13 protein-coding genes are annotated in these 14,944 nt (G+C 39.5%); 2 read left to right on the forward strand and 11 right to left on the reverse strand.

The annotated features are described in order from the left end of the window. Positions 1-49 precede the first annotated feature (49 nt). Positions 50-883 (forward strand): translation elongation factor Ts, encoded by an 834-nt coding sequence (gene tsf, locus ADHAQ_RS0103010; RefSeq protein WP_026461664.1) that lies wholly within the window; start codon positions 50-52, stop codon positions 881-883. 70 nt (positions 884-953) lie between these two features. On the opposite strand, the gene ADHAQ_RS0103015 is transcribed toward tsf, so the two are convergent. From ADHAQ_RS0103015 to ADHAQ_RS0103030, 4 genes are all read right to left on the reverse strand, one after another. After that, positions 954-2,015, reverse strand: coding sequence for an SHOCT domain-containing protein (locus ADHAQ_RS0103015; RefSeq protein ID WP_026461665.1), 1,062 nt, complete (start codon positions 2,013-2,015; stop codon positions 954-956). A gap of 69 nt (positions 2,016-2,084) precedes the next feature. Beyond that, positions 2,085-2,327, reverse strand: coding sequence for a hypothetical protein (locus ADHAQ_RS0103020; protein ID WP_026461666.1), 243 nt, complete (start codon positions 2,325-2,327; stop codon positions 2,085-2,087). 96 nt (positions 2,328-2,423) lie between these two features. After that, positions 2,424-2,966 carry a hypothetical protein gene (locus ADHAQ_RS0103025; protein ID WP_026461667.1) on the reverse strand — a complete coding sequence of 181 codons (543 nt, stop codon included), beginning with the start codon at positions 2,964-2,966 and terminating at the stop codon, positions 2,424-2,426. Between the two features lie 70 nt (positions 2,967-3,036). Further along, complete coding sequence (locus tag ADHAQ_RS0103030; RefSeq protein WP_026461668.1) at positions 3,037-4,839, reverse strand: MutS-related protein; 1,803 nt, start codon at positions 4,837-4,839, stop codon at positions 3,037-3,039. 222 nt (positions 4,840-5,061) lie between these two features. Between ADHAQ_RS0103030 and ADHAQ_RS0103035 the strand changes: the two genes are divergently transcribed. Next, on the forward strand, positions 5,062-5,613 hold the full coding sequence (locus tag ADHAQ_RS0103035) for an O-acetyl-ADP-ribose deacetylase (protein WP_034256537.1): 552 nt from the start codon (positions 5,062-5,064) through the stop codon (positions 5,611-5,613). 63 nt (positions 5,614-5,676) lie between these two features. Here ADHAQ_RS0103035 and ADHAQ_RS0103040 read toward each other — a convergent pair whose 3' ends face one another. The 7 genes from ADHAQ_RS0103040 to secA form a co-directional block, all read right to left on the reverse strand. Continuing rightward, complete coding sequence (locus ADHAQ_RS0103040; protein ID WP_026461670.1) at positions 5,677-7,182, reverse strand: Do family serine endopeptidase; 1,506 nt, start codon at positions 7,180-7,182, stop codon at positions 5,677-5,679. A gap of 180 nt (positions 7,183-7,362) precedes the next feature. Then, the gene (locus ADHAQ_RS0103045; protein WP_026461671.1) at positions 7,363-7,803 is read right to left on the reverse strand and encodes an Hsp20/alpha crystallin family protein; all 441 of its coding nucleotides are present in this window, start codon (positions 7,801-7,803) and stop codon (positions 7,363-7,365) included. Between the two features lie 147 nt (positions 7,804-7,950). Then, the gene (locus tag ADHAQ_RS0103050; RefSeq protein ID WP_157433333.1) at positions 7,951-8,769 is read right to left on the reverse strand and encodes a porin family protein; all 819 of its coding nucleotides are present in this window, start codon (positions 8,767-8,769) and stop codon (positions 7,951-7,953) included. Positions 8,770-8,822: 53 nt separating this feature from the next. Further along, the gene (locus tag ADHAQ_RS0103055; RefSeq protein WP_026461673.1) at positions 8,823-10,013 is read right to left on the reverse strand and encodes a M20 metallopeptidase family protein; all 1,191 of its coding nucleotides are present in this window, start codon (positions 10,011-10,013) and stop codon (positions 8,823-8,825) included. A gap of 82 nt (positions 10,014-10,095) precedes the next feature. Then, positions 10,096-10,647 carry a sporulation protein gene (locus tag ADHAQ_RS0103060; protein WP_026461674.1) on the reverse strand — a complete coding sequence of 184 codons (552 nt, stop codon included), beginning with the start codon at positions 10,645-10,647 and terminating at the stop codon, positions 10,096-10,098. Further along, a complete protein-coding gene (gene deoC, locus ADHAQ_RS0103065) occupies positions 10,628-11,326 on the reverse strand; it encodes a deoxyribose-phosphate aldolase (protein ID WP_245590566.1) in 699 nt (232 codons plus the stop codon). The genes ADHAQ_RS0103060 and deoC overlap by 20 nt, the downstream gene beginning before the upstream one ends. Beyond that, positions 11,307-14,678: a preprotein translocase subunit SecA gene (secA, locus tag ADHAQ_RS0103070; protein WP_026461676.1), complete on the reverse strand. Its 3,372-nt coding sequence runs from the start codon at positions 14,676-14,678 to the stop codon at positions 11,307-11,309. The genes deoC and secA overlap by 20 nt, the downstream gene beginning before the upstream one ends. Between the last annotated feature and the right edge of the window lie 266 nt (positions 14,679-14,944).

Below are 14,944 nucleotides of genomic sequence, written 5' to 3' on the forward strand. Positions count from 1 at the left end.
CCTCCTAGCGCTTATCTAATAATCTTTAACTAAAAACTAAATTAAAAACATGGCTATTACAGCACAAGATGTTAACAGACTTCGCCAGGAAACCGGTGCCGGTATGATGGACTGCAAAAAAGCGCTTACCGAAGCAAACGGTGATTTCGAAGCAGCTAAAGATATTCTTCGGAAACAAGGTCAGAAAATTGCCAGCAAACGTGCCGATAATGCAACTTCTGAAGGTGTTGTTTTAACTCAAGTTAGCGAAGATGGCAAAACAGGTAAAGTTATTGCTTTAGCCTGCGAAACTGAACCAGTATCGAAAGTAGCTGACTTCCAAAATTTAGCTAAAGCTATTTTGGATGCTGCTGTATCTACTAATGCCCCTACTAAAGAAGATTTATTAGCTACTCCACAGCCAGATGGCCGTTCTTTATCTGATCATATTACTGATTTAATGGGTAAAATTGGTGAGAAGTTAGATGTAGTTTCTTACGAAACAATAACTGCTGACCAAGTTGTAGCTTATAATCACTCTAATGGCAAATTAGGTGTATTAGTTGGTTTAGTAAATAATAACGGTACTGATGTTACTGAAGTTGGTAAAGACGTAGCTATGCAAATTGCTGCTATGAAACCAGTTGCTTTAGATAAAGATGGCGTTGATTCTGCTACCGTTGAGCGTGAAATTGAAATTGGTAAAGAGCAGGCTCGTGCAGAAGGTAAACCAGAAGCAATGTTAGAAAAAATTGCTTTAGGTAAACTAAACAAATTCTACAAAGAGAATACTTTATTAAACCAGGAGTTTGTGAAAGATAACTCTTTAACAATTGCGCAGTTACTGGACAAAACTTCTAAAGGTTTAACAGTAAGTGCTTTCAAACGTGTTTCTATTGGTTAATTAATAATAATAATAAATAAAAAAGCCTTCTGAAAATTCAGAAGGCTTTTTTATTTACATCGCATGTCATTTACTGACCATTGGCTTCAAGAAATTTATTTTCCAGCAGTTGCTCTTGCCGGAAGTAAATTAATTTAAAGCTCTGATCAAACTTTGCCCGCACCCGTGCAGTTGTTTCCTGCTTCTGCCCTTTTGATTTACGGAAGGCTGTACCGTGTTCAATAAAAGTCACTTCATACCCACCTCCAGTATTATTCTCTAACTTTATTGAGCCATCTTCTATTGTAGCTTCACTTTCCTGGAACTCTGGAAAATGATTGGTATTAATATTATCATTAATAGCGGCCGGAGTTGTATTTGCTAACGTATAAAAGCGTTCAACATTGGAAGCAAAATGACGTTGAGCCGAAAATGGTGCGGCTTTAAGATCATCATAAAAAGATTGCAGCCGGTCTTTAACACGTTCTAAAGCCTCTTCATTGGAAATGGAAGGAGCAGTAGCTTGGGCTTCTGTAGCAGCGGTGGTGGTATTATCAGTAACAGTAGTTGCCGGAGAAGTCCCATTTTCTGGGGAAGCTGCTCCTGCTAGTGAACCACTCGTAGTAACAGTGGTAATTTGAGGCTCTGCGTCAGGTCCTTTTGGTACATCTAACCGGCCATCGCCAATTACTTCTTCGGTAGGGCCGCTCTTACTGGTTAATTTTTCGGAATCTTTATCACCAAAGAACTGATAAGCAATCAAGCCGATCATCAAAAAGACCCCTAAAGTTACTAAAATGGTTACAAGCCAATCTTTGCCCTTCGTATCACTGTAATCAGTTGTAGATGCAACACCATCCGGTCCAATAGCATCTGTATTTGTATTTCTGCTTTCTAAACCTGTATCGTAGCTAACATAAGATTCATTGCTATAATCCGGCGTCACCGGATCTGCCTCCACGTAGTCAGCGTTTGCTGGCAGGGATTCTGGCTCTGGCTGCGAAGGAAGAATTGTCGCATCATTCGTGGAAAGGGCATTTCCATATATAATTTTCCGCTTTAAAACTACAAATTCTTCCGGCGTAATAGCACCAGAATCGAGCAGATTCTTTAGTTCATTTAATGATTTAATGGCTGAAAAATCGTTTTCCATTTATTTCATAGTTTAATATAGTTCTGGTTACGTAATATAGTGCAGTAAAGTGTTGATACCTGTGGTTAACTAAGTATGCCGCTCTAAAGTCTCCTGCAAATCCTGATTCATTTCTGAAAAGCGTTTTAAAGCATTATTGATAAACTCTTCGTCCAGCAAATCCTTTACCTCTGCTTCATTATAAATATCCATTTCGCTGACTTTATAAGTTTGTTCAAAAGGTCCTCTTTCCAGTTTAAGAAGGTATTTCCCATTCCAGGCAAAAATGGTAATTTTAACGTGCGGATGGGGAACTTCGGCTACTACTCTCATATAAAAACAATATTAAAACAAAGGTACTACAATTAAGATAAAGTTAGGCGACAGAAGCCACTACCTTAGTTCAGCAAAAGAAAGTATTATTTTAATTTAGTACACATACCGCTGTAAAACCTGCAATGGCCTATTAGGCGTAATGTTGTATTTTCGCTTTTTAAATAATAACAAAGCCTGCCCAAACGCAAAGGCTGACAGACCGGTTTTAAGGGCAAACTCAGCATCTGCATGATTGGAGGTTAATAGATAATTGCCTGCTCCCACTAAACTAAACAAGCCTCCACCCTTACGGGCAAAGCCACCGGTGGCCCGCATAACTTTTCCAAAGTGTGATTTATTAAGAACTGTAATTTGTTCTATTTCGGAAATAGGGATTTCGGTACCCCAAACGATAATGCTATTTTTTCTAACCTGAGCTATTTCGGCTGTAATACGATCTTTTTCGTTTTTGCGCCTAAATGTTATTTTATCCCCTGCGAAAAAACGGACACGGTTATAGGCCCCTTTATTCCTAAGAATTAAATAATTTTCGGTTGGCCTGAAATAAGGGTTTTGTGTGGGCGCCACTTCCTGTCCCAAACAGAAATTAACTAAACCAATCATTAAAAAATATAACAACAGGCTGGTTTTAATCATTTAGCAAACCATTAGGTAATCTACTAACGCTATATATATTATAAAATTTTCATATTTACCTTTAATTAATTCACATTTCAATACCCATAAGCTGCATTAATTTACTAGCGTTAAAGCTTTTACAAATTCCAGGATGCAGCTTATAATCAAATATAATTTTATCTCCTTCAATAATACTGTTAAAGCTATAATTCTGAATAAAATCAGGATGTTCCTGTTCAAGAGCACCCAATTCCAAATCGTGCGTTGATACAAGTCCAGAAGCGTTTCGTTTGTGTAGTTGAAGTATTAAAGCTTTGGCACCGGCATGTCGGTCGCCGGAGTTAGTACCTTTTAATATTTCGTCCAGCAAGTAAAAAACCGGCGTATCGGTAATGGTTAAGTCCAGTAACATCCGCAACCGTTTTAATTCGGCATAAAAAGAAGAAGTACTTTCGGCTAAATTATCTTCCGTGCGCATGGCAGTATATACCTGCATGGGATAAAACAGAAAATTGTCGGCACATACCACTGCCCCGGCCTGGGCTAAAACTAAATTGATACCAACTGTTCTCAGGAAGGTACTTTTACCCGACATATTTGAACCCGTTATAATACCAGTATGACCTTTCCCAGCCATTCGAAAATTATTTTTAATCAGGTTAGAGCTAAAAATTAAGGGATGGCCTAACTGCTGGGCAACAAATTCGAAGGGAGTGGAGCTTATTTGGGGCACAGTAAAACTCGGATTAGCATATTTAAAAGCTGCTAAACTGGCCAAGGCTTCCGTTTCGGCTACTACTTCTAAAATGGCTTGCATATTACCCGATACCCTGGCTTTCCATTGATCTAAGCGCCACATCCAAAAGAAATCCCACATCAAAACTGTATTCAGTATCAAACTTACATACACATTCATACGGGCCGAAAGATATTCCACAATTTGGGTAAGGCTGTGAATATGCCTGGAAGCTGGTTGCCCATCTACCTGTAACTGTTGCTGTAGCTTTTGTATTTTAGCTGCTTTAGTCGGGTAGTTTTCTATATGTTTAAGAATGTCCCGATAAGATTGTAATACCTCATACATACCACTGCTCTTTTCGTAATAAGTGTCGCGTTCAAGGCTATATTTATAACCCAACAGGTATTGACTTATCATTCCGGCTAGGGCTAAATAGGACCAGTTAGCGGTGAAAAGCAAGTATAAGCCGGCAATGGTTATTGGCGGCAGCACAAAAATTAAAGCTTTAAGCCAACCTTTATCTTTATAAAATGTAGGTTCATTCAACCAATCAAAAAACTGGAAGGGTTGAGTAACGGTATGTTTATAATGCAAGGCTTTAGCTTGTAGTTCCTGCCGCCAATCTATTGCGGGAGCAAGGGTGGCTACAGCTTCTTGTCTGGAGCTTATTTCCTGAAAGGGAGCTGGTGCTTGCAACCAAGCCGCTAATTTATCTTGTCCAATACCGGTAATAGCCCTGTTTAACAGTTGATATAAACTATGCCGGCCAAAAATATCTAAATCTGAGGTGTATAGGTGCTGGCTATTCTGGTATCTATTGCCGGGATCAAATACATGTAAATTTCCTTTTAGCCGCTCTACTTCTTCTTTATTGATATTGGTCAGAAAAGTATAATGCTTTTGTTGATATTGTAACTGGGTATGATATTTTAAAGCTATAAGGAAAATAATATAAAAACAGATCAGCATACTGAAGCCTGCTAAGTTTTGACCTCTGTCAAAGAAAAAATAACAACCTCCTACTCCTCCTAAAAATATAGCCAAGCGTAACCAGCCTATTGTTCTAGACTTTCTGGTATAACGAATTTGCTGTTGGGTGAATGCTGCAATTCTGCTTTCAAATTTTAAAACTGGTGTTTCATCAGTAACCATATCTAATTATTGAGCTTTTATAGGCGAGTTAAAGGTACTAAATGTAGTTGTACCTGTAGTTATTTTAACTTTCTCCTTTTACAGTATAATTCAAAAATCTCTATCTCTTTTGGCTTATTGATTTTTGAATGTACACAACGGCAATAATACCTTTAGTTAATACACAATATCAGGCACTACTAATGCACAGACAACATCAAACCTTCTAATATAAAAGTATTTATGAATGCAACTTGGCGCCATTTTATAGAAAAGGATAATAAAATTGTTTTGTACCGAGGCGATACAACACAACTACAGGTAGATGCTATTGTTAATGCTGCTAATAGTTCGTTATTAGGTGGTGGTGGCGTAGATGGGGCAATTCATAGAGCAGGCGGATCAGAAATTTTAGAAGCTTGCAGGCATATCAGGAACACCAGAGGTGAGTGCCCAACCGGCAAAGCCGTTATTACAACGGCAGGCAAACTACCAGCAAAATTGGTTAATCATACCGTAGGGCCTGTTTGGCAAGGAGGCCACAGCCATGAACCAGAGCTACTCGCTAACTGCTATAAAAATAGCCTTCAATTAGCAATTCAGCACCAATGCAAATCAGTCGCTTTTCCCAATATTAGCACGGGTATTTATGGCTATCCTAAAGAGAAAGCAGCCACTGTTGCCATAAAAACAGTTTCAGATTTTTTGAGTCTTCACCCGGAACTTAACTTTGTTTTATATGTAATTTTTGACAAAGATAATTTTGCTCTCTATAAGAAACTTTTAAACTACTAAAGATCTAATAAAAAAGGCTCTGCAAATGCAGAGCCTTTTTTATTAGATCTTTAGTAAATACTATTACCGACGACCAATCGGATAGTAAGCACGACGACCATCCGGGTATATACCTTCCACTAAAACGCCCTCTTCTCCAGCATCTTTTAAAAGCTTTTCTACATCTTGCGGCTTAGTTACTTTCGTTTTGTCAATTCTGGTAATTATAAAACCATCTTCCATACCGGTATTCCGGAATTCACTGCTTTTAATGTTACTAATCTTAGCACCACCTTCCAGGTTAAGTTTATTTAACTCCTGCTTGGTAAGTGGTTCAAAACGAGCACCCGAAAAAGTTACTGCTTTTGCTTCTACATGTTTTACTACATTGGTATCGCCCATGCGGTTACGTAAAGTAGCTGTTACAGTCTTCGGTTCATTATCGCGTAATACAGTAACTTTAATTTTGTCACCTGGCCGGTAACGAGCTACCTGCTCTTGTAACTGAGCAGATGTATTTACAGGATTATTGTTAATATGGGTAATAACATCGCCTTGTTCTATACCAGCAGCTTTAGCGGCACTGTTTTCAGTAGTAGAAACCACATAAACCCCATTCAGCGTTTTTATTTTCTTTTCTTTTGCTAATTCAGCATTTACTTCCTGCATTCTAACACCCAGAAGGGCACGTTGTACTTCTCCATATTTCAGAAGATCATCAACTACTTTGCTTACAATAGAGGACGGAACAGCAAATGAATAACCTTCAAATGAACCGCGACGGCTGGCAATTGCTGTATTGATACCAATCAGATCACCATTTAAGTTAACCAGCGCTCCTCCACTGTTACCAGGGTTAACGGCAGCATCAGTCTGTAAAAATGATTCTATACCGGTATTCTGATTTTTCTCGTCGGTAGCCTGAATAATACCTACACTACGACCTTTGGCACTTATAATACCAGCTGTTACAGTAGAATTTAGGTTAAACGGATTACCTACTGCTAATACCCACTCCCCTACTTTTACATTATCAGAATTACCATAACGCACAGTAGTTAAATTATCAGCCTTTACTTTTAATACAGCAATATCTGTGCTTGGATCGGTACCAACCAAAGTGGCCTCTAACCTGCGTTTATCATCCAGCACAACTTCAATTTTATCTGCTTTATCAATAACGTGGTTATTGGTTACAATATAACCATTAGAAGAAATAATTACGCCCGAACCAGAGCCCATAGAAGGCCCTTGCCGCTGATGAAAATTCCCCAAGTCTTCTCCAAAGAAATCCCGTAAGAATGGATCCATTAACTCGCCCCGACCAGAACGGGAAGCTTGCCTGCCGTACTCTGTCATAACGTGCACTACCGCAGGAGTTACTTTTTCAGCAGCCACAATAAAATTAAGACCTTCCGGTACCTTTACATCACTATTATGCAGTAAACTGGAGTAACGGACATCCTTATTCTGCAATTGAACCTCCTGCGACTGGTTGTTATCATCTAAAAGTTTATAACCCCCAATGGCCATGCCTCCACCCATCATGGCAGAAAGCACCAGGCCCAACATAAATTGTCTTGCTTTCATCTGTTACTAAATATTATTTAATTTAAAAATCCTTGATGTCTGGTTATGTAATATTTCCAAGCCCAATTATAACGGCAATATATAGCAAATATTATATTAAACAGAGGTATATCTTTTGAACGAAAAATAAACAAAAAAGACGCCAATTTGCGTCTTTTTCAGTTAATATATTTTTTATTTTTACTTTACTTCAATCTGGCGTTTTGCCACTTTCTTTTCGTCTTTTGGAATAACTACTGTTAAGATGCCATCCTCAAAACGCGCCTCTATACCAGCTTCTTGAATATTCTCGGGTAAATTAAATGCTCTTTTGAAGCTGCCATAGTTGGTTTCCACGAAATGATACTTTTTATCTTTTGTATCGGTATCAAATTTACGTTCGCCGGAAATGGTTAATCTGCCTTCTTCAAACTCTAAATGAACGTTTTCTTTTTTAACTCCTGGTAGTGCTACTTGTAATTGAAATTCTTTTTCAGTCTCGATAGAATCTACTTGCGGATAAAATTTTGTTAAGTTTCTTCTATGAGTAGATAAACCTTCGTTAAAAAATTTATCAATTACGCTACCATATGTTTCAGGTAATCTATCTACTAAATTTGAATTTAATTTTACCAGTGTCATAGCTTTTATCTCCTTATTATTTGAATTCTGATATTTACATAGACACTATAGTAAATTTTATACCAATCAGAAAAAAACATCAATTTAGGACATTATGTCTTAAGCTAATGTTTTTAAGGGTAAAAAACAAGACTATTAGTCATACACTTACCTGTTTCTAGGGAATGGTGTCCCTCCTTCAAATATGGTATACCGGATATCCAATCCCCAAATAGGTCTTATTTGGTTATGCCTACCTCCTGCTCTTATTAAATTCCCAACTTTATCATAAGCAGGCTCTACCAAAAAGTAATCAGATTGTTTAATGAAATGCGGCATAATTCCCAGCCGTTGATTTACCACATATTGTAGTTCCAGCCGCAACCTGGTCCGGTCCACCTCTCTTTCTACATCTGGATCAGCAGGACTTTGTTTATAATCGTAATTAAAGAATAACTCATAAGCAATGCGGGGCCTTAACTTTATCTTACCCAGATTTATATCCCGGTCCACATCAGCTCTAATTCGGGAACGGCCAAAAGTTTCTGCTCCCCAACGCACCACATGTTCATAGGCGGCCCTTTGAGTAAACCGAAACTTTCCGATAGAACCAATATGCCGACCATATATTTCATTAAATAAAATTCTACGGGTTCGTTCAATGGCATATGATTCAGAAACCCCTAAACCCCAATGCCCCCTAAAAACATACTCATAGCCTCCCCTTATCTGAAATCTTTCTAAGTATTGTAATGGACCATTTTCGCGGGCATGATTAAAGGCGTCATCGAAGTTATGTCGGTTTTGATTTCTGAAAAAGAAGAAGCTGGTGCTTTTTAAAACATATTCAACCTGTACTTCCGGCCAAAAAGCACCGCTCCGGTAGGTTTTACTTTGTCCAAAACTTGGCTGATGAAATAAAAATAAGAAAAGTCCTGTCACCCCCAACAGGACTTTTCGGAGTTGCCGGTAGCAATATGTTTTCAAGTTCAAAAAATAGAATTGTACTAAGATAGAAGCTCTACTTGTAATCTTTGATTTTAGTTACTAAGCTCCTGAATAGTAAGCCAAGCCATTAACCCGATGCCTGTTTCCAAAGCATTCTCATCGATATCAAAAGTTGGGGTATGTACCGAGGATGTAATACCTCTTTCGTCGTTACGAGTACCTAAACGGTAAAAGCAAGCATCTACTTGTTGGGTGTAATAAGAAAAATCTTCCGCCGCCATCCAAATATCCAGGTCTATAACATTTTCTTTACCTAAAAAATCTACCGCAGCGGTATGCATTCTTTCAGTAAGGGCTGGCTCGTTTTGTAAAAAAGGATACCCTTTGGCAATATGAAAATCACAGCTCCCACCCATGGCCTCTGCCATTTGTTCTGCCATTTTTTTCATTTTAATGTGAGCTTGGGCTCGCCAAGGCTCATTCATGGTTCGGAAAGTGCCCTCCATTTTAACTTCATTTGGTATAATGTTGGTAGCGCCATTGGCTATAACTTTTCCAAAAGATAAAACAGTTGGTACTTTAGGACTGGCATGGCGACTCACTATTTGCTGAAGAGCAACAATAATATGAGCGGCAATCACAACTGGGTCCACGTTCATTTCGGGCATAGCCCCATGGCCACCTTTTCCTGTTACTGTTACATATATCTCATCAGCGCTGGCCATATACATCCCAGACCGTACGCCTATTTTACCAGCAGGCAGCATCGGGAACACATGTTGGCCAAAAATGGCAGCAGGCTCAGGATTCTGTAAAACACCTTCTTTAATCATAATAGAGGCACCACCCGGAAGCAATTCTTCTCCCGGTTGAAAGATAAGTTTCACCGATCCTTCAAACTGATCACGAAGTTTATTTAAAATTCGGGCCGTTCCTAATAAAGAAGATGTATGCACATCGTGTCCACAGGCATGCATTACGCCTTTGTTTTGTGATTTATAAGGTACGTTATTCTGCTCTTCTATAGGCAAAGCATCCATGTCGGCACGTAAAGCAATGGTTTTCTTTCCCGGATTTTTACCTTCTATCAAAACAACCACGCCGGTTTCTGCCATACTTACCGGGTTTAACCCTAGTTCCTGTAGCTTTTCTTTAACAAAATTAGCAGTATTATATTCTTTAAACGAAAGCTCCGGATTAGCGTGCAAATGTCTTCGGATAGTAACGGTATCGGAAACAAATTCAGTTGCCAGGTTTTTGATTGCCTGTTTAAGATCGGCCATAATAGTGTTTACTCTAAAAATAAAAATAGCAAATAAGTTTGCCTGGAATTTTGAACTTATGTATACAGATTAGTTTGAAACATTACTTCACGTTTATCTGATCTGCTACAATCATAGCATTAGGAGTAATGTTCTTTATTTGTAATAGCGCCTGTTGGGCTTCTACTCTGGTAAAGTAATCGCCAATTTTTAAGCGGAAAGTTGGCTGTTTATATTGTAAGTAATCCCGTTCCTCCGGCATACGGGCAATAATGGCTTTTCGCATATCCATAGCTGCTTTACGTTCGGTGCCGGAATAAGCTAATATGCGATAACCCTGCGCATACCTGATGGATTTATTCATGCTAGCCACCGTATCTAGGAGTACAGCTACCTTATCATTGATATGACGGGTAGGCGTTATACTACTAGCACTTGTCGTATTAGTTGGTGCATTTGAAGAGGCACCCCTTGAGGCAGGCAAATTGAATTTAGGCCGGTATATACTTAAATCTTCTGATTTAGGAGATTTTGCTGTTCCGCCTGATTTGCTGTCATCGCTTCTGGATGCAGTAGGCGTACCAGAGCTGGCACAAGCCGAAATCAGCAAAAAAATACCGAGAATGTATAAAAGGCTAGTATAACTCTTTTTCATGTTTAAGAATTTTAATTCCGGAAGAAGTTCCGATTCTGTCTGCTCCTGCAGCTATCAGTTGCTGGGCAAAACCATAATCTTTTATACCTCCTGAGGCTTTTATCCGAATAGTAGCCGGCAAATTAGCCCGCATAAGTTGGATATCTTCTAAGGAAGCACCCCGGCTGGAAAAGCCGGTAGAAGTCTTCACATAATCCACTTCTGCTTCGGTACAAAGCTGGCAAGCCGTTATTATTTCTTCCTCAGATAAAAGAGCTGTTTCAATTATTACTTTTAGAATACCATTTTTGAAATGGCAAAGCGTTGCCAGTTCACCCAGTTCATTTTCAACTTCTTTGTATTGTCCGGATTTAAAAGCGGCTATATTCATTACGGCATCAATTTCAGAAGCACCAATACTTAAGGCCTTATGCGCTTCAAAAAATTTCACATCAGCCGTTTGATAACCTAACGGAAAACCAATAACGGTAGCAACTTTTACTTTTTCCTGATCTAATAAACCAGCTGCTTGCTTTATATAACAAGGTGGCACGCAAACCGCTGCAAACTGATATTTATCAGCCTCCTTACATAAAGCAACGATCATACGCTCGTCTGCATCAGGGCGCAGGAGCGTATGATCGATATATTTTGCTATGCTATTTACCGGTAAGTCAGAGCTAGTCTTCAATAATGACACATCGGTTGTTATTTACGTCTTCTTCTACGTTTTTAAATTTAACGTCGCGCACTACCCGCCCATCGTTGTAACGTACGCTAACTTTATCGTTACGTCCGGCTACTCTCTGGGCACGTGCCGGCATTACTTTTTCAGGCTCCGGTGCTACAGTAGCAGCTCCTGTATTACTTTCTAAAGTAGAATGAGCTTCTTCTTTCTGCAGTTTTAACGCTGGCGCTTTAGGTTGCGGCTTTGGAGCTCTTGCCTCTCTTACTTCTTCCGCTTCCTGAATCGGAATATCAGCTTTAAACAAGAAAGAAACAGTTTCCTCATTTACTTTACCAATCATACGTTTGAATAACTCAAACGATTCAAACTTATAGATTAATAAAGGATCTTTCTGTTCATAAACAGCATTCTGAACGGATTGTTTTAAATCATCCATTTCCCGTAAATGCTGCGTCCAGGCATTATCAATGGTTACTAAGGCAATAACCTTCTCCAGTTCCCGGATCAGCTCTTTTCCTTGGTTATTAACCATCTTCTGCAAATTAGCTACTACCGTCATTTGCCGGCGACCATCAGTGAACGGAACGGCCACATTCTCAATCATCATACCCCGATTCATGAAAATATCCATGATAATTGGGAAAGCATGCTCAGCAATCTGACCAGTTTTGGAAATATAATAACTCAGAGCTTCTGAATACAACCGCTCGGTTAATTGAGCTTCCTGCAAACTATTCATTTCCTGTTGGGTAATCTCGGTATCATAACCAAATACCCGGATTATATTCAGCTTAAAATCGTCGTAATCACCACTGCCCTTGTGGTTAGCGGCAACATCTTCGGCCGTATCATAAATCATATTCCAGATATCCAGCTCTAAACGCTCACCATACAAAGCATTCCGACGACGACGATACACCACTTCACGTTGAGCGTTCATCACGTCATCGTATTCCAGCAAACGCTTACGGGTACCAAAGTTATTTTCTTCTACTTTTTTCTGCGCTCTTTCGATAGAGCTGGAAATCATAGAGTGCTGAATAACTTCGCCCTCTTCTAAGCCCATTCGGTCCATTAAACGAGCTATCCGATCCGAACCAAACAAACGCATCAGGTTATCTTCCAAACTCACAAAGAACTGTGAAGAACCTGGGTCACCCTGACGGCCGGAACGACCACGTAACTGACGGTCAACGCGACGGGATTCGTGGCGTTCGGTACCAATAATAGCCAACCCTCCGGCAGCTTTAGACTCTGGCGTAAGTTTAATATCTGTACCACGGCCAGCCATGTTGGTAGCAATGGTTACGGTAGATGGTTTACCTGCCTCGGCAACAATCTCGGCTTCACGCTGATGTTGTTTGGCGTTAAGTACCTGATGTTGGATACCACGCATTTTAAGCATCCGGCTTATTAGTTCAGAAATTTCAACTGAAGTGGTACCTACTAATACCGGTCTGCCAGCTTTGGTTAATTCAACGATTTCCTCGGCAACGGCATTAAACTTTTCCCGAACGGTTTTATACACTTTATCGTCGTAATCTTTCCGTTGGGCTATGCGGTTAGTTGGAATTACCACCACATCCAGTTTGTAAATCTCCCAGAATTCTCCAGCCTCGGTTTCGGCAGTACCCGTCATACCACAAAGCTTATGATACATCCGGAAATAATTCTGCAAGGTTACGGTAGCATAGGTTTGAGTAGCATCTTCTACTTTTACGTTTTCCTTTGCCTCAATAGCCTGGTGCAAACCGTCTGAATACCGACGGCCTTCCATTACCCGACCAGTTTGCTCATCTACTATCTTAACTTTTTTATCTTCTGTTAAGATATACTCAACATCCTTCTCAAATAAAGTATAAGCTTTTAATAACTGGTTTACTGTATGAATGCGCTGCGACTTTTCAGCAAAGTCATTCATTAACTTATCCTTGCTATGCAGCTTTTCGTCGTGCGACAAGGTTTGATTATTCTCAATATTAGCTAACTCAGTTCCAATATCTGGCAGAATGAAGAAATGCGGATCTTCACCCTGACCAGTAATCATATCGATCCCTTTTTCGGTTAGCTCAATGTTATTACTTTTCTCATCAATAGTAAAATAAAGCGGTGCATCTGCTTCCGGCATCTGACGGGCATTATCCTGCAGGTAGAAGTTTTCAGTTTTTTGAAGAACTGAACGCATTCCCGTTTCGCTTAAGAATTTAATTAATGGTTTATTTTTAGGTAAACCACGATAAGCACGGAATAAGGACAGGCCTCCCTCTTTATCGTTACCTTCCTTTATTAATCGTTTTGCTTCAACTAGGAAGTTATTTACCAGTTTCCTTTGTGCTTCTACCAGCATTGAAACGCGCGGCTTTAACACGTAAAACTCGTGTTCATCACCACGTGGCACCGGACCCGAAATAATTAATGGCGTACGCGCATCATCAATCAAAACAGAGTCTACCTCATCCACCATGGCAAAGTGATGTTTCCGCTGCACCAGTTCATCAGTACTGCGTGCCATGTTATCGCGCAGGTAATCAAACCCAAATTCGTTGTTGGTACCGTAAGTAATATCGGCTTGGTAAGCCTGACGGCGCGCATCTGTATTTGGCTGGTGTTTATCAATGCAATCAATCGAAATCTCGTGGAACTCAAACAAAGGAGCCATCCATTCCGAGTCACGTTTTGCCAGGTAATCATTCACCGTAACTACGTGTACCCCGCGTTTAGCCAAGGCATTCAGGAAAGCTGGTAGCGTAGCAACCAATGTTTTACCTTCACCGGTTGCCATCTCAGCAATTTTCCCCTGGTGTAAAACAATACCACCTATCAACTGCACATCGTAATGCATCATGTCCCAGGTTACTTCGTTACCAGCAGCTATCCATTTATTATACCAGATAGCCTGATCGCCAGTAATCTCAACATTAGATTTTCTGGAAGCTATTTCCCGGTCATAATCAGTAGCAGGAACTACCAACTTTTTATTTTCTTTTAACCGGCGGGCGGTTTCTTTTACAATGGCAAATGCTTGAGGTAAGATTTCCATCAGCACCTTTTCCAGATCTTTATTCCGTTGTTTTTCCAGCTCATCAATCTGAGAGAAAACGGCTTCTTTTTGAACAATATCCAAATTAGGTTCGTCGGCCACACGTTTATGCAAAGCCGCAATCTGGGCATCAATTTCACTTAAGCGTTCGTTAATCTGGTTTCTAACGGTAGCAGTGCGGGCACGTAATTCACCATCGGTAATGGAAGCTAAATTAGTGAACTCCTGATTTATTAAATCTACGTAAGGAAAAATCTCTTTAATATCGCGTTCAGATTTAGTTCCAAACACTTTAGCAATCGCTTTTCCGATAAAATCGAACATCTGTTAGCTTTTTTATTATGTATTAGTAATCGTCAAAAATACGCTGTTTTTCTGAATATTCTTATACGTTCAGCTAAAACAACTTAGGGTTACTTTAGAAAATGCAGCCTCCGGGGACTTAAAACTTATTTCTTTATAAGTAACTCTATATTATGTAAACTGTTAAAATCACAAATCAATTCCCGTTTTACTTACAAAGATTATACCTATCTTTTTTCAGGCAAGATGTCAGTTAAATTGAATCTTATGCAAAAAAAAACCGGAAG

The sequence above is a fragment of the Adhaeribacter aquaticus DSM 16391 genome (assembly GCF_000473365.1).
Lineage (GTDB): Bacteria > Bacteroidota > Bacteroidia > Cytophagales > Hymenobacteraceae > Adhaeribacter > Adhaeribacter aquaticus.